21 protein-coding genes, 1 tRNA gene and 1 pseudogene are annotated in these 20,728 nt (G+C 65.8%); 10 read left to right on the top strand and 13 right to left on the bottom strand.

From position 1 onward, the window contains the following. The first annotated feature begins 28 nt into the window (after window positions 1-28). Window positions 29-1,345 carry a FliI/YscN family ATPase gene (locus DFP89_RS12535; RefSeq protein WP_114349807.1) on the top strand — a complete coding sequence of 439 codons (1,317 nt, stop codon included), beginning with the start codon at window positions 29-31 and terminating at the stop codon, window positions 1,343-1,345. Window positions 1,346-1,619: 274 nt separating this feature from the next. Here the strand turns inward: DFP89_RS12535 and DFP89_RS12540 are convergent, their stop codons facing one another. The 4 genes and pseudogenes from DFP89_RS12540 to DFP89_RS21095 all read right to left on the bottom strand — a co-directional run. Then, window positions 1,620-2,240: an extensin-like domain-containing protein gene (locus DFP89_RS12540; RefSeq protein WP_245948705.1), complete on the bottom strand. Its 621-nt coding sequence runs from the start codon at window positions 2,238-2,240 to the stop codon at window positions 1,620-1,622. A gap of 113 nt (window positions 2,241-2,353) precedes the next feature. After that, entirely contained in the window at window positions 2,354-3,856 is a 1,503-nt protein-coding gene (locus DFP89_RS12545) for a L,D-transpeptidase family protein (protein WP_114349736.1), read from the bottom strand. Between the two features lie 97 nt (window positions 3,857-3,953). Next, window positions 3,954-4,475, bottom strand: coding sequence for a GntR family transcriptional regulator (locus DFP89_RS12550; RefSeq protein ID WP_342770944.1), 522 nt, complete (start codon window positions 4,473-4,475; stop codon window positions 3,954-3,956). Then, a pseudogene (locus DFP89_RS21095) lies at window positions 4,452-4,610 on the bottom strand (GntR family transcriptional regulator); the annotation flags it as partial. The gene DFP89_RS12550 and the pseudogene DFP89_RS21095, both read right to left, overlap by 24 nt. A 330-nt stretch (window positions 4,611-4,940) precedes the next feature. Here DFP89_RS21095 and DFP89_RS12555 point away from each other — a divergent pair. From DFP89_RS12555 to DFP89_RS12580, 6 genes are all read left to right on the top strand, one after another. Further along, window positions 4,941-6,131: an MFS transporter gene (locus tag DFP89_RS12555; RefSeq protein ID WP_114349737.1), complete on the top strand. Its 1,191-nt coding sequence runs from the start codon at window positions 4,941-4,943 to the stop codon at window positions 6,129-6,131. Window positions 6,132-6,187: 56 nt separating this feature from the next. Then, entirely contained in the window at window positions 6,188-6,667 is a 480-nt protein-coding gene (locus DFP89_RS12560; protein ID WP_114349738.1) for an ureidoglycolate lyase, read from the top strand. Then, complete coding sequence (locus DFP89_RS12565; protein ID WP_114349739.1) at window positions 6,664-7,281, top strand: ribonuclease HII; 618 nt, start codon at window positions 6,664-6,666, stop codon at window positions 7,279-7,281. The genes DFP89_RS12560 and DFP89_RS12565 overlap by 4 nt, the downstream gene beginning before the upstream one ends. A gap of 103 nt (window positions 7,282-7,384) precedes the next feature. After that, window positions 7,385-8,515: a site-specific DNA-methyltransferase gene (locus tag DFP89_RS12570; RefSeq protein WP_114349740.1), complete on the top strand. Its 1,131-nt coding sequence runs from the start codon at window positions 7,385-7,387 to the stop codon at window positions 8,513-8,515. Between the two features lie 121 nt (window positions 8,516-8,636). Continuing rightward, window positions 8,637-9,704, top strand: a complete 1,068-nt coding sequence (locus DFP89_RS12575; RefSeq protein WP_114349741.1) for a GSCFA domain-containing protein — start codon at window positions 8,637-8,639, stop codon at window positions 9,702-9,704. After that, window positions 9,701-10,486, top strand: a complete 786-nt coding sequence (locus DFP89_RS12580) for a hypothetical protein (protein ID WP_114349742.1) — start codon at window positions 9,701-9,703, stop codon at window positions 10,484-10,486. The genes DFP89_RS12575 and DFP89_RS12580 overlap by 4 nt, the downstream gene beginning before the upstream one ends. Here DFP89_RS12580 and DFP89_RS12585 read toward each other — a convergent pair. Further along, window positions 10,481-11,617, bottom strand: coding sequence for an alkane 1-monooxygenase (locus DFP89_RS12585; protein ID WP_114349743.1), 1,137 nt, complete (start codon window positions 11,615-11,617; stop codon window positions 10,481-10,483). The two genes, DFP89_RS12580 and DFP89_RS12585, sit on opposite strands and share 6 nt — an antisense overlap. A gap of 59 nt (window positions 11,618-11,676) precedes the next feature. Next, on the bottom strand, window positions 11,677-12,732 hold the full coding sequence (locus DFP89_RS12590; protein ID WP_114349744.1) for an A/G-specific adenine glycosylase: 1,056 nt from the start codon (window positions 12,730-12,732) through the stop codon (window positions 11,677-11,679). Window positions 12,733-12,806: 74 nt separating this feature from the next. Between DFP89_RS12590 and DFP89_RS12595 the strand changes: the two genes are divergently transcribed. Then, a complete protein-coding gene (locus tag DFP89_RS12595; protein WP_245948709.1) occupies window positions 12,807-13,349 on the top strand; it encodes a DUF721 domain-containing protein in 543 nt (180 codons plus the stop codon). Then, a complete protein-coding gene (locus tag DFP89_RS12600; RefSeq protein ID WP_114349746.1) occupies window positions 13,346-13,999 on the top strand; it encodes a DsbA family protein in 654 nt (217 codons plus the stop codon). The genes DFP89_RS12595 and DFP89_RS12600 overlap by 4 nt, the downstream gene beginning before the upstream one ends. 50 nt (window positions 14,000-14,049) lie before the next feature. On the opposite strand, the gene lpxK is transcribed toward DFP89_RS12600, so the two are convergent. The 5 genes from lpxK to metG all read right to left on the bottom strand — a co-directional run bounded on the left by lpxK (window position 14,050) and on the right by metG (window position 18,751). After that, window positions 14,050-15,036 carry a tetraacyldisaccharide 4'-kinase gene (lpxK, locus tag DFP89_RS12605; RefSeq protein ID WP_114349747.1) on the bottom strand — a complete coding sequence of 329 codons (987 nt, stop codon included), beginning with the start codon at window positions 15,034-15,036 and terminating at the stop codon, window positions 14,050-14,052. After that, on the bottom strand, window positions 15,033-16,265 hold the full coding sequence (locus tag DFP89_RS12610; protein WP_114349748.1) for a 3-deoxy-D-manno-octulosonic acid transferase: 1,233 nt from the start codon (window positions 16,263-16,265) through the stop codon (window positions 15,033-15,035). Before DFP89_RS12610 ends, lpxK begins: the two co-directional genes overlap by 4 nt. Window positions 16,266-16,279: 14 nt before the next feature. Next, window positions 16,280-16,525, bottom strand: a complete 246-nt coding sequence (locus DFP89_RS12615) for a DUF4170 domain-containing protein (protein ID WP_114349749.1) — start codon at window positions 16,523-16,525, stop codon at window positions 16,280-16,282. A gap of 360 nt (window positions 16,526-16,885) precedes the next feature. Further along, window positions 16,886-16,971 (bottom strand) — tRNA-Leu (locus tag DFP89_RS12620). Window positions 16,972-17,032: 61 nt separating this feature from the next. Beyond that, a complete protein-coding gene (gene metG, locus DFP89_RS12625; protein WP_114349750.1) occupies window positions 17,033-18,751 on the bottom strand; it encodes a methionine--tRNA ligase in 1,719 nt (572 codons plus the stop codon). A 206-nt stretch (window positions 18,752-18,957) separates the two neighbouring features. Between metG and DFP89_RS12630 the strand changes: the two genes are divergently transcribed. Continuing rightward, a complete protein-coding gene (locus DFP89_RS12630; RefSeq protein ID WP_114349751.1) occupies window positions 18,958-19,656 on the top strand; it encodes a hypothetical protein in 699 nt (232 codons plus the stop codon). Here DFP89_RS12630 and DFP89_RS12635 read toward each other — a convergent pair. Both DFP89_RS12635 and DFP89_RS12640 read right to left on the bottom strand, forming a co-directional pair. Further along, window positions 19,598-20,023: an NUDIX hydrolase gene (locus tag DFP89_RS12635; RefSeq protein WP_114349752.1), complete on the bottom strand. Its 426-nt coding sequence runs from the start codon at window positions 20,021-20,023 to the stop codon at window positions 19,598-19,600. The genes DFP89_RS12630 and DFP89_RS12635 overlap by 59 nt on opposite strands. 10 nt (window positions 20,024-20,033) lie before the next feature. Then, a complete protein-coding gene (locus tag DFP89_RS12640; RefSeq protein WP_114349753.1) occupies window positions 20,034-20,648 on the bottom strand; it encodes a GcrA family cell cycle regulator in 615 nt (204 codons plus the stop codon). Window positions 20,649-20,728 lie beyond the last annotated feature (80 nt).

A 20,728-nucleotide genomic window follows, 5' to 3' on the forward strand; every position in this document is an offset into this window, starting at 1 on the left:
CGAAAAAAGGAAGCTTGGAATGGATAAAATGTTGTCGGTCGCAGCCCGGATCGGGCGTGTGCGCATGACGCGGCATTTCGGGCAGATCTGTGCAATCCAGGCCGGTCTGATCTGGGCCGAAGGGCTGAGCTGGTACGCATCTCTTGGAGATCGTGTTTTGTTTTCAATGCGTTCTGGTGAATGCCTTGCCGGAGAAATCGTGTCGCTGCAAGCCGAGCGAGTCGCGATTCTGCCCGAAGGCGCGATGGATGGGCTGTCGATCGGCATGCGGGTCGAGCTGATCTTTGCGCCCTCGCTGGCGCCGGCCAACTCGTGGATCGGGCGAATCATCGATCCTTTCGGGCAACCGCTGGATGGCCGGCCGCTGCTGGCCGGCGGGGATGAGCGCGGCTTTCGTCCGCCGCCGCCGCCGGCCGCCGGGCGCAACCGGCTGGGCGGGCGGCTGGATACGGGGCTGGCGGTTTTTGATACGCTGCTGCCTTTGGTGCGCGGTCAGCGAATGGGGCTGTTCGCGGGCTCGGGGGTCGGCAAGTCGACATTGCTGTCATCGCTCGCGCGCGGGGTGTCGGCGGATGTCGTGGTGATCGGGTTGATTGGCGAGCGCGGGCGCGAACTGCGTGAATTCGTCGAGGAGGTGCTGGGCGAAGAAGGCATGGCGCGGTCGGTCGTGATCGCGGCGACCTCGGACCAGTCGCCTTTGACGCGCCGCCGCTGTGCTTGGGCGGCAATGACCGTGGCCGAGCATTTCCGCGATCAGGGCAAGCACGTGCTGTTTCTGGCCGATTCGATCACCCGTTTCGCCGAGGCGCATCGTGAGATCGCCCTAGCGGCGGGCGAAAGCCCCAGCTATCGCGGCTTTCCGCCCTCGACCTCGCAGATGATTATGTCCTTGGCCGAAAGGTCCGGGCCGGGGCCGGTCGGTTCGGGCGATATCACCGCGATCTTCAGCGTGTTGGTTGCCGGCTCGGACATGGAGGAGCCGGTCGCCGATATCCTGCGCGGGGTGCTGGACGGGCATGTGGTGCTGGACCGCGCCATTGCCGAGCGGGGGCGGTTCCCGGCGGTCGATGTGCTGCGCTCGGTCTCGCGGTCGCTGCCACAGGCGGCCAGCGCGCATGAGAATGCGCTGATCGCCCGGGCGCGGTCGCTTTTGGGGACCTATGCCGAATCCGAACTGATGATCCGCGCCGGGCTTTATGCGCCGGGGTCGGACGCAAGGCTGGACGAGGCGGTGCGGATCTTTCCCGGGCTGGACACATTCTTTACCCGCAAGAGCCCGAACGCGAAGCAGAGCTTTGCCCAACTGGCCGAGGTTCTGGGGCCGGTGTCGGCGCGGCCGGGCTAAGTCGCATCGAAGGCCATCCTGGTCGTCGGATCATTGCATCAGAGGCGACGGGTTGGCCTTCATCTGTGGTCGGGCCGGGGAGTGCCTTAGCGGTTACTGGATATTTCATCCGCGTCCCGGATCGCGCGCGGTTGCCCGAATCGGGCATTGCCCGGCTGCGCGCGATTCAGGCCATGCGATTGGCCGGCTTTCGTCAGTGCTGCCCGGCAAAATCTTCGCTGCCATGATATCTGCCATGTCGTGGCTTGGGCAAAGGAGAATACCTATAGGGCGGCTACTGGCACAGCCGCCAGTCGCCGCGACGCGGCTTGATATCCAGATGCAGATGGTTGTCATGCGCGGCGTTCGTGCCGGGGCCAAGCACGGTGGTGAAATGCAGGCAGGCCGTGCCGCGCACCGCGCGCTGAAAGGCTTCGATCATGTCGCCGCTGTCCTGACGCGGCGTGATCTGGATGCGGGTAGCGTCCGAAAAACGGAATGCGGCGATGTCGAAAGCATTGCCGAAGGCGTGTTCCGAGAGGTTTTCGCCGCCGGTTCCAACCGTGGCGCGGCATTGATAGGTTGTCCCCGGCTCCAGCGCCACCAATCGGGGTTGGCCGGGCAGCAGCGCGGCGGCGGGGCGGACGAAGTCGCGCAGCCAATATGCCAGATGGCGTGCGGTATCGCAGCGCATCACGGCGCCGCCGGGGATCTCGATGCCGGGCAGGGGGCGGCGTAGCAGGATCGGGCGGGCAATGCCGCAATCGCGATGTGCGGGATCGGTCAGCGGGGCCTGTTCGCTGAAATCCGCGCCCAGCAAGGTCAGCTCAAGCCGGCAGGCGGCATGGTCGAAATCGCTTTCGCGCTGCGTCGCATGCCTGGGCGTCGCGGCGGGGTCTGTCGCGGCCGTGGCCATATCCGGCGAGCTGTCCGGTATCTGAGGACGCGGCGCGGGACGTGTTTCCTGCGCGGGGGATGGCTGCGCGATCGCCAATGCAAGCAGCACTGCCGGCAGCAGCCATCGCATGTTCAGGGCTGCCCGCCTTGCGGGGGCAGGGTCACCACACCGACCTGTTGATCCGGCAGACTGCCGGGCAATCCGGCGTCGGAAGGGTATTCCGGCTCATCCGTCATTGCGGCAGGCGCGGCATGGGCGGGCGCGAGCGGTTCGGATGACGCAGGCGTCGCGGGCGTGATGACCGCGGCGGGCGCGACCTCTGCCCCTGCCTTGGCGAGCGAGGCGGCCAGCGCGTCGACGGGCGGGGTCGCGGCAGGTGCCGCCGCGGCGGGCAGCACCGTGGATTGTGCTGTCGGCTGCGCTGCGGGTTGTGCCGCAGGGATCGGCGCGGCGCCGGCCAGTTGCGGCGGCACCCGGTTCCCGCGCGCCAGGGGCCGGGTCGCGCTGATCGCCGTCACGGCAGTCGTTCGCGTCGCGGCGGCGGCGGGCGAGGCCCCGGTCACATCGGCGATGCTCACGCCAGGATCCAGGAACTCGACCGTGGTCTGCTTGGCCTTGACCATATGCGCGAGCTCCCATGCGTCCCAGTTCGTCAGCCGCACACAGCCATGGGACTGGCTGACGAACAGCTTTGAGGGGGTGGCGGTGCCATGGATGCCATAGGTCGGCTCGCTGAGGTCGATCCAGACATTGCCGACCGGGGCGTTCGGGCCGGCGGGCACGATCAGCACGCGGTCATTCTCGCCCTGCTTGAAGTTGCGCTTGGGGTTATAGGTATAGGTCGGGTTCAGCGCGACCGCATCGACGACATGGTTGCCATGCGGCGAGGGAGTCTCGGTCGAGCCGACGGTCGCTGGATAATCCGCCACCAGATTGCCGCGCCCGTCATAGGCGGCGACGCGGCGGGTTTCCTTGTCGACGATGATACGGGTGACGGTGGCGCGGATCGGCTTGGCGGGGACGGTCGCCTGGATGATGGCGCCGGGTAGGAATTCGACGCCCGGATTCAGCTTGATCATGAACTTTTCGTCCATGTGAAAGCGCTCGGACAGCTTTTCCAGGATGCTGGTATAGCCTTGCGAGCTCATCTTGGCCTTTTCGGCGTAATCGGCGGGGATCTGGTCCACCAGCCCATAGGCGTCATCCTCGGTGATCGTATAGGCCATGGTGACGGGCGCCGCCGCATAGGCTTGCAGCAGATCCCAGACCGCGTGATCCATCCGGCCGGTCATTGGCAGCCCGGCGCGGCGCTGGAAGGCCTTGACCGCGCTTTCGCTCATGCCGCCGCGCCAGCCGTCGACCACGCCCGGCGAGATGCCTGAACGGTCCAGCAGCACCTGTACCTTGGCGGTCAGGGCCGACTGGCCGGCGGGCAGGTCGCCGCCGCCATAGGTGGCGGCCTCGATCTGGGCCGGGGTGATCACGGCCGGCGCCCTTGCGACCGAGGCGGCGGCGGTGCTGGTCGTGGCCGTGGAATCGGCCTGCGGCCAGGCCGGGGCCAGCGACAGGAAAAGGGCGACGGTCGCCAGCGAAAGGCGAGAAGCCGCACCAGCGGCGGTGACGGTCGGAAGCATGCTCGGGTGCCTGTAGTTTTTTCGGTTTTGCTGGCGATTCTGGCGATTTTCGCCGCCCAAGGCAAGCGATCAGGGGTCAACTCGTGTTGATCTTGTCCTAGATCGTTGCCGAGAAGCGATGCCCGCGCGGAAAGTGACGCCGTGTCAATGAGATCGGCATGTTGTCCAGCCAGTCCAGCCGCTCGACCAGCAGAACCGGATCGGCCGGTGCGACCCTGAGCGCCTCGGCCACGAAACCCTCGTTGGCCATCGTTGCCCCCATCGACATATTGGCACGGTTGATGGGGATATGGCCCAGCAGCCATTCGCAGGGGCTGATCTTTTGCAATGCCTCTTTGGTCAGGCCGGGCGTTGCATGAAAGTTGATCCAGCGCTCTTCGCAGCAATAGGGCTGATCGCTGGCGGTAAAGCTGCTTTTGGTCCAGAGCAGCTTGTCCTCGGGGCGCAGCAGCATGGCCTGGGCGACCTCGGTCGGCGGCGAGGCTTTCTCGATATGGACCAGCTGATAGCCATAGGTCTTGCCCACTGCCTCGATCTCGCGCCGCAGCAGGAAGCGCACGGTCTGCACATTGGGATGAGCCACGACTCGGGTACCAACCTTGCGGCGACGCTCAAGCACGCCGCTGTCGGCCAAAACCTGCAATGCCCGGTTGACGGTGGCGCGCGCGCAGCCGAATTCGGCGGCCAGTTCGGTCTCGGTCGGGATCAGCTCGCCCGGGGCCCAGGTGCCGTCGTGAATACGGCCAAGCACATCCTCCTGGACAGATTGCTAGGTCATGTTGCGGCGCTTGCGCACCTGTTCCTGTGCAGAAAGGGCCTGCATGACGTGGGTGTTGAATTCCATGATTTTATGGCGATTAACTCAGTCGGTTAAGCGGACGGGCTGCTTCCGGATGCCTGGTACGGGGCGCAATGGCGAATATGCCCCAACGGAGCACAAAAGTAAACTTAACGGTTCAGTTAGGAGCCGTCCAGTGGGCGAGCGCAGTCGCGAGAAACGGCCCTTGGTCGTGATCCGCCAGGGTCGGTTGACTTTCCGGCGATGCGGAACCAGAAAACGGGCATTAACACATGAGGTGAGTCCGTGACGGAGACTGCGACTTTCCGCGGGCCGGGCGCGTCTGCCACGGCCTGGACCGTGCTGATCGCCATCAGCCTGTGCCACATGATCAACGACATTATGCAATCCATGCTGGCGGCGATCTATCCGTTGCTGCGGCAGGAATTCACGCTGTCCTATTGGCAGATCGGGTTGATGACTTTCTCCTTTCAGGTCACCGCCTCGCTGTTGCAGCCGGTGGTGGGGCTGATCACCGACAAGAAGCCGATGCCGCGATCGCTGGCGGTGGGGATGGGCTCGACCTTTTTCGGGGTGCTGCTGCTGGCGCTCGCGCATGAATATTGGGTGCTGCTGACTGGCGCGATGCTGATCGGCATCGGCTCGGCGGTGTTTCACCCCGAAAGTTCGCGCGTGGCGCGCATCGCCTCGGGCGGGCGGTTCGGGACGGCGCAGTCGCTGTTCCAGCTGGGCGGGAATTTCGGCACCGCGCTGGGGCCGTTGCTGGCGGCCTTTATCGTGGTGCCGCTGGGGCGGCCTTCGGTCGCGATCTTTTCCGTGGCGGCGATGCTGGGTTCGGCCATCCTGTGGCGGGTCGGAACCTGGGCCGAGGGGCGGCGTCGCGCCGCGGCGCACAAGCCCGCAGCCCCTTCGCCCTTTTCGCGGCGGCGTGTGGCCATGGCCATCGTGGTGCTGGCGCTGCTGACCTTTACCAAGAATATCTATACGGCCAGCATTTCCAGCTATTACACCTTTTTCCTGATCGAGAAGTTCGACCTGACCACCCAGCAGGCGCAGTTGATGCTGTTCCTGTTCCTGGGCGGCATGGCCGGGGGCGTCATGCTGGGCGGGCTGGTCGGTGACAAGATCGGGCCGTTGAAGGTGATCTGGTTCTCGATTCTGGGAATTCTGCCCTTCACGCTGGCGCTGCCGCATGTCGGGCTGGCGGCGACCGGGGCGCTGACGGTGGTGATCGGGTTGATCCTCGCCTCGGCCTTTCCGGCGATCGTGGTGTTCGCGCAGGAGCTGGTGCCGGGGCGGACCGGGCTGATTGCCGGCATCTTCTTTGGCTTTGCCTTTGGCATGGGCGGGATTGCTGCCGCCGTGCTGGGGGTGATCGCCGATGCGCGCGGGATCGAGTATGTCTATCAGATCTGCGCCTATCTGCCGCTGATGGGGCTGTTGACGATCTTTTTGCCGCGTATGGAACGGTTGTGATCCGGGCACCGGGGGCGCTGCCCCCGGACCCCCGGGATATTTGGACATGAAAGAAGATGAAGAAAATCAGGATCAGGCCGATCTCGGCCGAGGAATTCGCGCCCTTTGGTGAGCTGTTGGCGGTGCGGGCGCAGGCAAGCAAGATGATCAATGCCGGGCGCTGCGAGCGCCATCACGCGCTGGCCACTGTCGAGCGTGGCGGGGGCGAGGCGATCATTTCGATTTTCCGGTCCGAGCCGGTGAGCCTGCCCTATGACTGCGCGCTGCTGGAGCGGCATCCGCTGGGTTCGCAAGCCTTCATGCCGCTGGGGCCGGATCCATGGCTGTCGGTCGTGGCGCCGGATGAGGGCGGGCGTCCGGGGGCGCTGATTGCGTTTCTGGTGCCGGCGGGCATGGGCGTGAACCTGCGTGCTGGGGTCTGGCACGGGGTGCTGACGCCGCTGGACCGGGCCGCTGATTTTCTGGTCGTGGACCGTGAAGGCACCGGCGTGAACCTGGAAGAGGTCGTCATTCCTTCGGTCACCATTGAGGCATGAGCGCGCCGGATTACGCGCTGGAAGAGGCGGCGCTGCGGGCGGGCGCGCGGGTCATCGCCGGGGTCGATGAGGTCGGGCGCGGGCCTTTGGCCGGGCCGGTGACGGCGGCGGCGGTCATTCTGGAGATCGACCGGATTCCTGAAGGGATCAACGATTCCAAGAAATTATCGCCGAAACATCGGGAAGTTCTGGCAGAGGAGATCATGACCGGCTGCGACTGGGCGGTCGGTCATGCCAGCGTCGAGGAAATTGACGCGCTGAATATCCTGCGCGCCTCGCATCTGGCGATGTGCCGGGCGCTGGCCGGTCTGCGCCAGCGTCCCGATCTGGCGCTGGTCGACGGCAACCTGCTGCCCCGCGATCTGCCCATGCCGGGGCAGGCCGTGGTCAAGGGCGATGCGCGGTCGCTGTCGATTGCGGCGGCCTCGCTGGTGGCTAAGCTGTTGCGTGACCGCATCATGGTGGATTTGGCGCAACAGCATCCCGGCTATGGCTGGGAGGTGAATGCCGGATACCCGACCAAGGCGCATAAGCAGGCGCTGCTAGATTTGGGGGTGACCCCATATCATAGGCGCAGCTTCAAGCCCGTCCACAATATCTTGTGTAAAGAGTGAACAGCAAGGCATTGATTCAAAAAAGAATTTGACGGCGAATCGGGTCTGAATCATCATTGGGCAAATCAAATCGGCAACAAAATAGCCGAAACCCGAGGCAGTGATGACGAAGCTTGACACCAAATCCCGCGCGATTGCGCGAACGCTACCGCTTAACCAGATCCTTGCGGGCGACTGCATCGAGATCATGAACGCGCTGCCCGAAAACAGCGTCGACCTGATCTTTGCCGACCCGCCCTATAACCTGCAGCTGAAAGGTGAGCTGCATCGGCCGGACAATTCCAAGGTCGATGCGGTGGACGATCACTGGGACCAGTTTTCCGGTTTCGCCGCCTATGACCGCTTTACCCGCGACTGGATGTCGGCGGCGCGCCGTATCCTCAAGCCGGACGGGGCGATCTGGGTCATCGGCAGCTATCACAACATCTTCCGCGTCGGTGCCGAGCTGCAGAATCAGGGCTTCTGGATCCTGAATGACGTCGTTTGGCGCAAGGCGAACCCTATGCCGAATTTCCGCGGCAAGCGCCTGACCAATGCCCATGAGACGATGATCTGGGCCAGCAAGTCCGAAGGTGCGAAATACACCTTTAACTATGAGGCGCTGAAATCGCTGAATGAGGGCGTGCAGATGCGCTCGGACTGGGTGCTGCCGATCTGCACCGGGGGCGAGCGGCTGAAGGATGAGGGCGGCGCCAAGGCCCATCCGACCCAGAAACCCGAGGCGTTGCTGCATCGCGTCCTTGTCGGCTCGACCAATCCCGGCGATGTGGTGCTGGACCCGTTCTTTGGCACCGGCACCACCGGCGCGGTGGCCAAGATGCTGGGCCGCGACTTCATCGGCATCGAGCGTGAGGCGGCTTACCGCGAGGTTGCCGAAAAGCGCATCGCGCGCATCCGCAAGTTCGACAGCGAGGCGATCTCGACCACCAAGGCCAAGCGGGCCGAGCCGCGCGTGCCCTTTGGCCAGGTGATCGAGCGCGGCATGCTGCGCCCGGGCGAAGAACTGTTCTCGATGAACAGCCGCCACAAGGCCAAGGTGCGCGCCGATGGCAGCCTGATCGGCAATGACGTCAAGGGTTCGATCCATCAGGTCGGCGCGGCGCTGGAAGGCGCGCCCAGCTGCAATGGCTGGACCTATTGGCACTTCCGGCGCGAGGGGCGGATGGTGCCCATCGACATCCTGCGCCAGCAGATCCGCGCCGAGATGGAGGCCGACGAGGGCCGACCGAACTGAGTTTCGCCAGGTTCCGGCGCGAAGCGAGCTCTGGCGCTGCCGGAACTGCCTTGCCCCGCCCCGCGGTTTTCCTGCCGGGCGGGGCCTTTTCATGGCTTGGGCGATGTGAAATCACTACGCCATGAGCCATCCCTATTCGGATCTTCCAGAAACAGCTTTTTGGCGCAGCGGCGTGGCCGAGGCGGATCCTGCGGCGCCTTTGGGGCTTTACCGTCCGAAGTTCCCGCTGGACCGCGAGGCCGGGATCGCCACCGCCGGAAGCTGCTTTGCCCAGCATGTCGGGCGCGCCTTGCGCGATGCCGGCATGACCGTACTTGATGCCGAGCCGAGCCCGCCGAAATGCCCCTATCCGGTGGCGCGGGCCTATGGCTATGGCATCTATTCCGCGCGCTACGGCAATATCTACACGGTGCGGCAGCTGGTGCAGCTGATCGAGGATGCGCGCGCCGGCCATGTCGACCCCGACGCGATCTGGCCGCGCGCGGGGCGCTTTCACGACGCCTTGCGCCCGACGATCGAGCCCGACGGCTTTGTCTCGGCCGAGGAGGTGTCGGCGCTGCGGCTTGAGCATCTGGCGGCGCTTAGGGGGCTGTTTGCCGCGACCTCATGCTTCATCTTTACGCTTGGGCTGACCGAATGCTGGGCCGACCGGCAGGGCGGGCGGGTCTATCCGACCTGTCCGGGCGTCGTTGCGGGGCGTTTCGATCCGACACGTCACGCGTTCCTGAATCTGCGCCATGCCGAAGTGCTGGCCGATCTTGAACGGGCGCGGGCGCTGCTGCAGGGCTTCAATCCCGGGATGCGGATGATCCTGACGGTTTCGCCGGTGCCGCTGACGGCGACGGCGGCGGGCGGGCATGTCCTGACCGCGACCATGCGCTCTAAGGCGGTGCTGCGCTCGGCGGCAGATGAATTCGCCGCCACCCATCCCGATGTCGATTACTTTCCTGCCTATGAGATCGTGACCAATCCGGCCGCGCGGGGGCGGTTCATGCACGGCAACCTGCGCGATGTCACCGCAGCGGGGGTGCAGGCGGTCATGAGCACCTTTCTGTCCGCCCATGAACTGGCCGCCGATGATCTGGCCGCGCAAGTGCGGCCGCGACATCCTGCCGCCGGCCGCAATGCCGCCGAAGTGGCCGAGGACCTGATCTGCGAAGAAATCCTGCTGCAGGCGATGCGCAAATGACCCCGCGCAAGGTGCTTTTGCTGGGCAATTCTTATTCCGCCGCGCCCCGCGTCGCGCTGCGCAATGATCCGGGGCGCTGGCCGGGTCTGCAGGTCACGGTTCTGGCCATGCCCGGAAACATGCTGGCGGCGCTGGCGCTTGAGGAAGGCCGTCTGGTCCCCCGTGGCGACGATGCCCGCTACAGCATGGGCTATTACAACGACATGACCGAGTTGGCTCTGGCGGGGTTTGACGCATTCGCGGTGATCGGCGGTCTGAGCTTTTATACACTCCTGCCCCTGCAAAACACCCATCGCAGCCCGGATTTTCCCTCGGTCATGCGCGGCGAGGCCTGTCAGCTGATCTCGACCGGGCTCATGGATGCGATGATCCGCCAGCACATGACGATCTCGGCGGCGCTTTGCACGATCCGGCTGCTTGCCGGGCTTGGGCAGGGGCCGGTGCTGTTCATGGATTCGCTCTTTCCTTCGGCGGATTGCTGGCAGGATGGCGAAAGGTTCGATCCCTATATCGCCATGGCCGAACGCGGCGATGCGGCGGCCTTTCACGCGCGCTACCTGCGCATTCTGCATGAGGCGCTGGGATCGGACGCGACCTATCTGCCGCAACCCGTGCAGACCATCGTCGAAGAGGTCTTTACCGCGCCGGAATGGATCCGCGGCTCGCTCCGCATGCAGCCGCGCCGCGATGTGCCGCATGAGAAAACCGATTTCGGCCATGCCAATCCGGCCTATGGCGCATTGCAGGTGGATCTGATCGCGTCGGCGCTGGCGGGGCTATAGTGCCCCGCGCGGCATCGGGTTCTCGCCTTTGTTATAGGGGCCCCAATCCTTGATCTCGGGATAGAATTTCCGCCGCCATGCCCGCACGCGTGGATTCATCCAGCGCCGCCAGACCGAGGGCACCAAGGCCGCCGTCGCCATCAGCGGATAGCCGGCGGGAAGTTGCGGAGCCTCGTCCTCGTCATAGGTCTGCAGCAAGGGAAAGCGCCGGTCGGGCTTGTAGTGATGGTCGGAATGGCGCTGCAGGTTGATCATCAGCCAGTTGGTGATCCGGTGGCTTGAGTTCCAGCTGTGGCGGGGCTGGACATGTTCATAGCGGCCATCGCCCAGATATTTGCGGGTCAGGCCGTAATGCTCGACGTAATTGGTCAGCTCAAGCTGCCAGACGGCGACCAGCGCCTGCCACAGAAACAAGAGCATTCCCAGCCAGCCGCCAAGCGCGAAGGCCAGCAACAGCATCGCCAGTTGCAGCGCCGCATAGCGCCAGAACGGGTTGCTGCGGTCCCAGGGGCTGCGGTTGGCGCGCGCCAGCTTGCGCGTCTCGGCCTGCCAGGCGCTGCGCGGCCCGTGCATCAGCACGCGCAGGAAATAATGCCAGAAACCCTGGCCATAGCGCGCCGAGACCAGATCGCGCGGCGTGGCGACCCAGCTGTGATGGACCAGCAGATGCTCGGACCGGAAATGGCCATAGAATGTCGAGGTCATCAAAAGATCGCCCATCCAGCGCTCGACCGGGTGTTTCTGGTGCATCAGCTCATGGGCATAGACGATGCCGATGGTGCCCGAGACGATGCCAAGGCCCCAGAACAGGCCCAGCAATTCCAGGCCCGAATGATCGCTGCGGGTGACATACCAGATCGCCCAGAAGATCGTCGCCGCCTGCACGGGGAACCAGATCACGGTGATGGCGCGATACCAGAAAAGCTGGCTTTCCGGTGTCTCGGTATCGGGGTTTTCCTTGTTCAGCCCGATCAGGGCATCAAGGATGGTGGTCATGTACCAGGCATAGCTGGGCAGCAGCATGAACCAGTAGCCGCCCTTGATCACCGCGATGGCGGCCAGGGGGATCATGCCCAGCGACAGCCAGAATGGCAAAGCGTTTATCAGACGAGAGCGAAAGGCAGTTTTCATCGGGGAACGGGCCGGACTGTTTCAATGGGAACAACTATGGCGTGTTTGATCAGGGCTGGCTATAGCGACTTGATGTCGCGATGAATGGCCGCAGCGGCAGTTTTCTCACGCGCGAGCGCCCAGGCCTTGCGCATCAGCCCGGGCAGGGCGTCAGGCTGAAACCCGGCCAGCGGCACCAGCCGGCCACGTTCAGGCGCGCGTTGCAGCCGGGCAGTATATACCGTCAGATCCAGTGCGAAATGCGTGAAGACATGGCGCACAAGGCCAAGCTCCTGCCAGTCGGCCGGCGCTGGGGGCGGCAGGTCCGATCCGTCCCAACCGGCCGAGGGAAAGGCCAGCGTGGCCCCCAAAAGACCCTTTTCGGCGCGGGTCTCGACCAGCACGGCGTTATCCGTGAAACCGATCCAGACCTGCCCCTGCCGCAGCGGCTTGGGTTTTTTCGGGGCCTTGCGCGGCAGTTCGGGTGCGATACCCTGCGCGCGGGCGGCGCAGTCCTCGATCAGCGGGCAGATGCCGCAGGCCGGGCTGCGCGGGGTGCAGATCGTCGCGCCCAGATCCATCATGGCCTGGGCGAAATCTCCGGGGCGGCGCGCGGGTGTCAGCCGCGAGGCCAGCGCCACCAGTTCCGGCTTGGCGGCGGGCAAGGCTGTCTCGATGGCGAAAAGCCGGGCGACGACCCGCTCGACATTGCCGTCGACCACGGTTTCCGCGCGGTCAAAGGCGATGGCGGCGATCGCGGCCGAGGTATAGGGGCCGATGCCGGGCAGGGCAGAAAGCCCCTCGCGCGTGTCGGGGAATGCGCCCATGGCCGCGACCGCGCGAGCGCAGGCGATCAGGTTGCGGGCGCGGGCGTAATAGCCAAGCCCTGCCCATTCGGCCATGACCTGCGCGTCCTCGGCGCGGGCAAGGTCGTGGACGGTCGGCCACAGGCTGGTGAAGCGCTCGAAATAGGCTTTTACCGCCGCGACGGTGGTCTGCTGCAGCATCACCTCGGACAGCCAGACGCGATAGGGATCGGTCGGGCCATGGCCGGGCGGGGCGCGCCAGGGCAAAACCCGGGCATGGCGGTCATACCAGCCCAGAAGTTTTGCCTCGATCACCTGCGGGTCACGCAATTTTCAGCCCTCTCGCTCTGGCGTCCGGGCGCGGAGCGGTCCAGACTGCGGGCACAGTAAACAGGTCGGACAGGATGGCCCAGAACAAAGCCGATGCTCAACCCCGGCGCCGGATGCGCGGTTTTGAGACCGCCGCGCAGCTTTTGGCGCAACGGGTGCGCGTTGCCGGCGAAAGCCGGGGCTTTGCGGTGGCGCGGCTGCTGACCCATTGGGACGAGGTCGTCGGCCCCGAGATCGCCGCCCATGCCCGCCCGGTCAAGATCAGCCATGGCAAGGGTTTTGGCGCCACGCTGACGCTGCTGGTTCCCGGCTCCCGTGCGCCCATGATCGAGATGCAGCTGCCAAAGATCCGCGACAAGGTGAACGCCTGCTACGGCTTCAACGCCGTGGCGCGGGTGGTGCTGACCCAGACCGCGCCTGTGGGCTTTGCCGAGGGGCAGACCCCTTTTACCGGCGGCCCGCGCCGGGCGCCGCCCCCGCCCGATCCGGCCCGGATCTCCCAGGCCGAGGACATCGCCCGGGGCTTTGACAATCCCGCGCTATCGGCCGCCATGCGGCAGCTGGCGCTGAACATTCTGTCCCGAGGGGACATCAACGACCGAAAGGCCACTCCATGATCCTGCCCCGCCGTTCCCTGATCGCTGCCGCCATGGCCGCGCTGACTCTCTCGACGCTGCCGGCTCTTGCGCAAGAGGCCGCTCCGGCCGAGCAGATGCCCGAAGGCAAGGTGCTGCCCGATATCGTTTTGGGCAAGGATGATGCGCCGGTCACCGTCATCGAATATGCCAGCTTTACCTGCAGCCATTGCGCGGCTTTCCACACCGAAAACTGGCCCAAGCTCAAGGCGGAATATGTCGATACCGGCAAGGTCAAGTTCATCCAGCGCGATGTCTATTTCGACGCGGTCGGGCTGTGGGCCGGGATTCTGGCGCGCTGCGGGGGCGACGACAAATATTACGCCGTCTCGGACATGATCTTTGACGAGCAGAAGACCTGGCTTGCGGCCAGCGACGGCGAGGGGATCGCCGCCAACCTGCGCAAGATCGGCGCCAAGGCCGGCATGATGCCCGAGCAGATGGACGCCTGCTGGGCCGACAAGCAGAAGGTGGCTGATCTGGTCGCGACCTTCCAGAAAAACGCCACCGCGGATGCGATCGAAGGCACTCCGACCTTTCTCATTGCCGGCGAAAAGGTACAGAACCAGCCTTGGGACGATCTGAAAAAGATCATCGATGCCAAGCTGGCTGAGGCTGAAAAGAACGGCTGATCCCATCGGGACAACCCAGCGAAACCCCGGAATGGCCGGGGTTTTTGCGTTCAAAGCCCCAGCGCTGCCAGCCGCGTCTCAAGCGGTGCGGGATCGTCCAGCTGCAGCCGGACGGGCAGGGCCAGCACCTTGGGCCGAAAGCTGCGCGGCATCCGGGCCGCGTCCTTTTCCGTCGTCACCAGCTGCGCGCCGGCCAGTCGCGCCTCGGTTTCCAGCCGGGTCAGCAGCTGCGGGGTAAAGGGCTGGTGATCCTCAAGCGCTTCGGCGCGCACGAGTTCGGCGCCAAGACCGCGCAGCGTGGTGAAGAATTTCTCGGGATGGCCGATCCCGGCAAAGGCCATGACGCGCAGGCCCTGCCAGTCCATGCCGGTCTGCAAGGGCGCCAGCCGCCCGCTCAGATGCGGCAGCGGCAGGCCGGGGTTCTGCGCCGCGAACTGCGCCTGCGCTTGGGCCTCGCCGATCGAGAGCAGCAGGTCGGCGCGGGCAAGCCCGGTCGCGACCGGCTCGCGCAGGGGGCCGGCGGGCAGGCAAAGCCCGTTGCCAAATCCCCGCGCCGCATCGACCACGACCAGCGACAAATCATGGGCCAGTGCCGGGTCCTGAAAGCCGTCATCCAGCAGGATCGCCTGCGCACCGGCCTGCACGGCGGCCCTTGCCCCGGTCAAGCGGTCATCCGCGACCCAGACCGGGGCAAAGGCCGCCATCAGCAGGGGCTCATCGCCGACCTGATCGGCGCTGTGGCGCGATTCCTGAACCTGCAATGGCCCCTTTTCGCTGCCGCCATAGCCGCGCGAGACGATCTGCACGGCGACGCCGCGCGCTTGCAGCATCTGCGCCAGCATGATGACGGTGGGGGTCTTGCCGGTGCCGCCGGCATTGATATTGCCGACGCAGATCACCGGCACGCCGACGCGGGCGCGCCCGCCCTTGGCCAGACGGCGGGCGGTGGCCCCGGCGTAAAGCGTGCCCAGGAGCGCCAGCAGCCGCGCCTTGAGGCCCGGCGGGCGGAACCAGAAGGCGGGGGCGTGGCGGCTCATGCGGGGTTCTCCATCGCGTCGATCACCGTGTCGGCGATGCGGCGCAGGACGGCGGCGCCGCCGGTGCTGACCGCCCAGGCATTGCCGGCCAGCATCGCCGCCTGATCGGCGGCCGAAAGATCGGCCACCGCCTTGGTCAGCCCGGCCGCGTCGGCCACCATGCGCGCGGCATTGGCGCCGTCCAGCTGGGTCCATTCGGGGGAATGGGTCTCGGTCAGCGGGCCGTGGATGATCGCCGATCCCAGCGCCGCCGCCTCGAACGGGTGGCGCGGTTTCGCGCCGTCCCCGGCCAGAAGCGTGCCGCCCATGAAGCAGACCGGCGCCAGACGGTACCACAGGCCCATTTCATAGCCATCCTCGGCGATCAGGACATGGTCGTCGGGCTCGGGGTCATGATCCTCGGAGCGCAGGACGGCAGCCAGGCCCAGTGTCTCGACCTCGGCCAGGATGCCGGGGATGATCTCGTCGGGCAGGTCAGCGAGGATCAGCAGCGCGCGATGGTTGTGATGCAGCGCCGCCGCATGTGCGGCCAGCGCGGCGCAGGCCTCGGGCAGGGTCGGTGCGGCGGCAAGCCAGATGTGACGCCCGGCCATGATCTGCGCCAGCGCGCGGCGCTCGGCCTCATTGGCGTGCAGGGGGGGGAGGGTCTCGGTCACCGGGCCGGTCAATTCGACCCGTTCGGGGGCGGCGCCCAATTGGCGGGCGGCGGCGCCGGCGGTCAGGTCGGGGGCAAGCACATGGGTGATACGCCCCATCAGCCCGCGATTGACCGCGCCGCGCCACGAGCTGCTTCGCGTATAGGCGCTGAGCCGCGCCTCGGACAGGATGATCGGCAGGCCCCGCTCGGCCATGCCGGTGATCAGCGCCGAGGGCAGCTGATCGCCCATAAGCAGCAGCGCGCGCGGCGCCAATCTGTCGATCACCTCGCGCACCGCGTTGGAATCGCGGGGCAGCGGCATGTGGATGGCGCGCAGATCCGCCGGCAGCTGGTCGGCGGCAGGCACCGCGCCGCTGAAGGCAAAGCGCAGCCCCGGCCGGCGCACCAGCATCGCCCGGATCAGCGCCCCCACGGGCGGCGGGTCATCGGCGCGTTCGGACAGATGGACCAGAATCAGCGGCCCCTCGCCCGGCGGCGGGGCAGGGGATTCGGCCCTGTCGCCGCCAAAGGCCGCGCGGCGGCGCAGATGCAGCCACAGGGCCAGCGATGAGGTCGCGTCGGCAAATGCCATCAGCGCGCGGGCACTCAGCCGCCGAGTTCTTCGGTCGGGCTGACCTCGCGTTCCTCGTCGCGCAGCCGGTGCAGATGGGCGATGAAATAGCGGGTATGGGCGCTGTCCACGGTGCGCTGCGCCTCGGCTTTCCAGGCGGCATGGGCGGATTGGTAATCGGGAAAAATGCCGACGACATGGATATTGTCGGTGTCACGGAACTCGGTGCGCGAGGGGTCGATCAGTTCGCCACCGAAGACGAGGTGAAGGCGCTGTGCCATCTTGCTCTCCTGCATTCGGAATTCGCGGCGAAGTTAGCCGTCCCGGCGCAGGAAACAAGGCGAATTGTTTAAAAACAGGGTCGGTTGAGGTTTGCGGCGAATCGTCAGGCAGGGTAATCAATAAGGGCCGACAGAAAAGATAAACCCGGACAGGCCGAGCGTGGTGGTTAGGTCTGTCCGGGCGGCAAGGGAAGACGAACCGGTGCGTCCTCTCTTGCCCTTTTTCTGCGATCGTGGGCGGCTCACTTTCCCGTGGTCGCCCACGGTCCCGGCGATCCGAATACGGATCTGGCGCCGCTGTCCAGTTGGACGTGGCGTCAACTTGATTAATTCAAGTATTTGATCAAATTGTCTGAATTATGGTGCGGGCGGCGGGACTCGAACCCGCACAGGCTTGCGCCCCAGGGAGTTTAAGTCCCATGCGTCTACCATTCCGCCACGCCCGCGCCATGGATTGGCTAGCGGGCGGAGGGGGGAATGGCAAGCCTTGGCCGTGCGGGCGCGGGCCTAGCTGCGGATGCCCTTGAACCGCTCTTGCCATTCGTCGCGGGCCTCGTCGCTGATCTTGGCAAACAGGACTTCGGGGACGGTAAAGGCGTGGCCGGCGGGCAGAACCTCAAGCGCGGTGCGCGCATCCGCGGGCCAGTCGCGGTTCTCGGACTGCATCGCGGCCAGCATCGTATCCGCGGCAAAGGGAATGAAGGGCGCCGACAATACCGCATAAAGCCGGATCAGGTTCAGCCCCAGCCGGACCTGCATCGCAGCCTTTTCCGGGTCGGTCTTGAAGGTGGACCAGGGCGCGGCCGATTGCAGATATTCGTTGCCCAGAACCCAGATCGCGCGCAGTTCGGCGGCGGATTTGCGCACCTCGGTATGGTCCATGAAGCCTTCATAGGCGCGGATCTTCTGGTCCAGCGTGGCGATCAGCTCCAGCTCTTCGGGGCCGTATGCGCCGCCCTCGGGGATCACCTCGCCGAATTTCGAGCGGCAGAACTTGGTGATGCGGCTGACGAAATTGCCCAGAACGTCCGCCAGATCCTTGTTCACGGATTGCTGGAAATTGTCCCAGGTGAATTCGCTGTCCCCCGATTCGGGGGCGTGGGACAAAAGCCACCAGCGCCAGTAATCGGCCGGCAGGATCGACAGCGCCTGATCCATGAACACGCCGCGCCCCTGGCTGGTCGAGAACTGCCCGCCGTCATAGGTCAGGTAGTTGAAGGACTTGATGTAATCGACCATCTTCCACGGCTCGCCCGAGCCGATGATGGTGGCCGGAAAGCCCAGCGTGTGGAAGGGCACGTTATCCTTGCCCATGAACTGGGTGTAGGTCACGTCCGCCGCGCCCTCGTCCAGACGCCACCAGCGGCGCCATGCGCTGTCGGGCAGGCCCTTGGCATCGGCGCCCTCGGCGGTGCCGGCGATATATTCGATGGGGGCGTCGAACCAGACGTAGAAGACCTTGCCCTCCATCCCCGGCCAGGGCGCGTCACCTTTCTTGACCGGAATGCCCCAGTCCAGATCGCGGGTGATGCCGCGGTCCTGCAAGCCGTCGCCGTCATTGAGCCATTTGCGCGCGATCGAGGTGGTCAGGATCGGCCAGTCGGTCTTGCTGTCGATCCAGGCCGAAATCTGGTCCTTCAACGCCCGCTGGCGCAGGTAAAGATGCTTGGTCGCCCGCACCTCAAGGTTGGTCGAGCCGCTGATGGCGCTGCGCGGGTCGATCAGGTCGGTCGGGTCCAGCTGCTTGGTGCAATTCTCGCACTGGTCGCCCCGCGCCTTGTCATAGCCGCAATTCGGGCAGGTGCCCTCGATATAGCGGTCGGGCAGGAAGCGGCCGTCGTCGATGGAATAGACCTGGCTTTCCTCGACCTCGGAAATCCAGCCGTTCTCGTCCAGCTTGCCGGCGAAATGCTGGGTCAGGACGTGGTTGCGCTCGCTGGACGAGCGGCCGAAATGGTCGAAGGACAGGCCGAAATTGCGGGCGATCTCGGCCTGAATGCCGTGCATTTCGGCGCAATAGACCGGGACCGGCTTGCCGGCTTTCTTGGCGGCCAGCTCGGCCGGGGTGCCATGCTCGTCGGTGGCGCAGATGAACATCACCTCATGGCCGCGTTGGCGCAGATAGCGGGCGTATAGATCCGCCGGAAGCTGCGAGCCGACCAGATTGCCGAGGTGCTTGATCCCGTTGATATAGGGGATCGCCGAGGTGATGAGATGCCGCGCCATGTCCGGGTCCTGAAAACTGCTTCTGCGCTGTTTACCGGCGGCACGGCGCGAAGGCCAGTGTCTCGCGACGCGCCGTCACGGTTCCGTCATGTCTTGTCACACGGGGGTGGGGTTCCTAACTGTGACCCAGCGGCAGGTTAACCTAGCGTTGTGTCTTTGCGGTTGTCGCGCCCTCAGGATCCATCAGCGAGAGAACCCAGCGCCCCATGACAGGGAACGACCCCCTACACCCCGCCTTCACCCTTGCCGCCATGCTTGCCGCCACGCTGATGTTTCTGGGCGTCGATCTTGCGCTGCACGAATCCGTCGCGGTCATCTTCAAGGAAGGGCACACGATCGAGCTGATGTCGGCGGCGCTTTTGGCGTTCGCGGCGGGGCTGTGGTGGGTGACGGGCGCCGATGACATGCGGGGGCGGCAGTGGCATATCCCGGTCATTCTGACGCTGATGACGCTGCGCGAGCTGGATTTCGACAAGCGTTTCACCTCGGAAGGGGTGCTGCAATTGCGGCTTTACTCGGGGCCGTCGTCGCTTTGGGAAAAGTTGCTCGGGCTGGCGGTGATCGCGCTGATCCTGGTCTGCGGCTGGCGGTTACTGACAATCACGATGCCGCGCTGGTGGGCCGGGCTGCGGGCGGGCCTGCCGGCAAGCTGGCTTGCCGGGCTGGCGGCGCTGCTGGTGGTGGTGGCGAAATCGCTGGACGGGCTGGACCGCAAGCTGGCGGATTTCGGCGTCATCCTCGCGCCCGAATACGGCACGCTGGCCGGGCGGGGCGAGGAGCTGCTGGAACTGGCCGCCTTCATGATGCTGGTGCAGGCGCTGGTCTATTTCCTGCGCTGCCGCAGGATCACCGCGATCCGTCTTGTGCCAGCGCCTTACGCAGCGTTCCTGCCACACTGGCACTGAGGGGCAGGCGCCCCTCAAGCACATCGGCGACCGCGATCCATGCCGCGTCCCGCGCGTCATCGGCGGCCACCGGGTCGCCCGAGACATGCTCGCACAGCACCACCGCCAGCAGGAAATGGAACCGCAGGGCGCCATCGGCCCCGCGTTCGATCACGTCGATATTGTCCAGATAGGCGCGGGGGCGGGCGATGACGCCGGTTTCCTCGGCCAGTTCGCGGGCGGCGGCATCCAGTGCCGTCTCGCCCGGCTCGACATGGCCGCCGGGAAAACCCCACAGCCCGGCATCGGGCGGGTTGCGGCGCTGGACCAGCAGAACCCGGTCGCCGTCCAGCACCACCGCCAGCGCGGCAAGGCGGGGGAAATGCATCCCCCGACCCTTAGCGGCGACGGTCGCGGCGCGAGCTCATCGGTTGGAAGGCCACGCCGACATGCGCCTCGCAATAGGGTTTGCCGGCGACCGAGGGCAGGCCGCAGAACCAGAACTTGTCGGTTGCCGGGTCGCCGATCGGCCATTTGCAGGTGCGCTCGGTCAGCTCCATCAGGCTAAGCTTGCGGGCGCGCTTTTCGACCTCGCGGACCGAGGCCAGCGCCTCGGGGCTGATCTCATTGGCCGAGGGCTGCGGCGGCAGCGGCTGACCGGCGGGCACGATGGGCCGGCGGTTGAAGTTGCTGGCGGCGGGGGCGGCTGCCTCGGGTTCAGGCTCGGGCTGCGGCGCGGGAGCGGCGGCCGCTGCGGCGGCGGGCTTGGGTTCGGGGGCCGGCTCGGGCGCGGGCTTTGGGGCTGCGGCCGCAGGTGCGGGCTTGGCCTCGGGCGCGGCGGCGGGGGCTGCCTCGGGGGTGTCGTCATTGCGGTTCGACAGGCCCAGCCGGTGGACCTTGCCGATCACGGCATTGCGGGTCACACCGCCCAGTTCCTTGGCGATCTGGCTGGCCGATTGCCCTTCGGCCCACATGCGTTTCAGCGTCTCGACGCGCTCATCGGTCCAGGACATCGTTTGCCTTTCCTGCACCGGGGACGAACCCGGTGCCCTTCACTCTAGTGGCTTCAATTCCGCGGAACCCGGCCTTAAAT

This window comes from Paracoccus lutimaris (assembly GCF_003337565.1).
In the GTDB taxonomy this organism is placed as follows: domain Bacteria; phylum Pseudomonadota; class Alphaproteobacteria; order Rhodobacterales; family Rhodobacteraceae; genus Paracoccus; species Paracoccus lutimaris.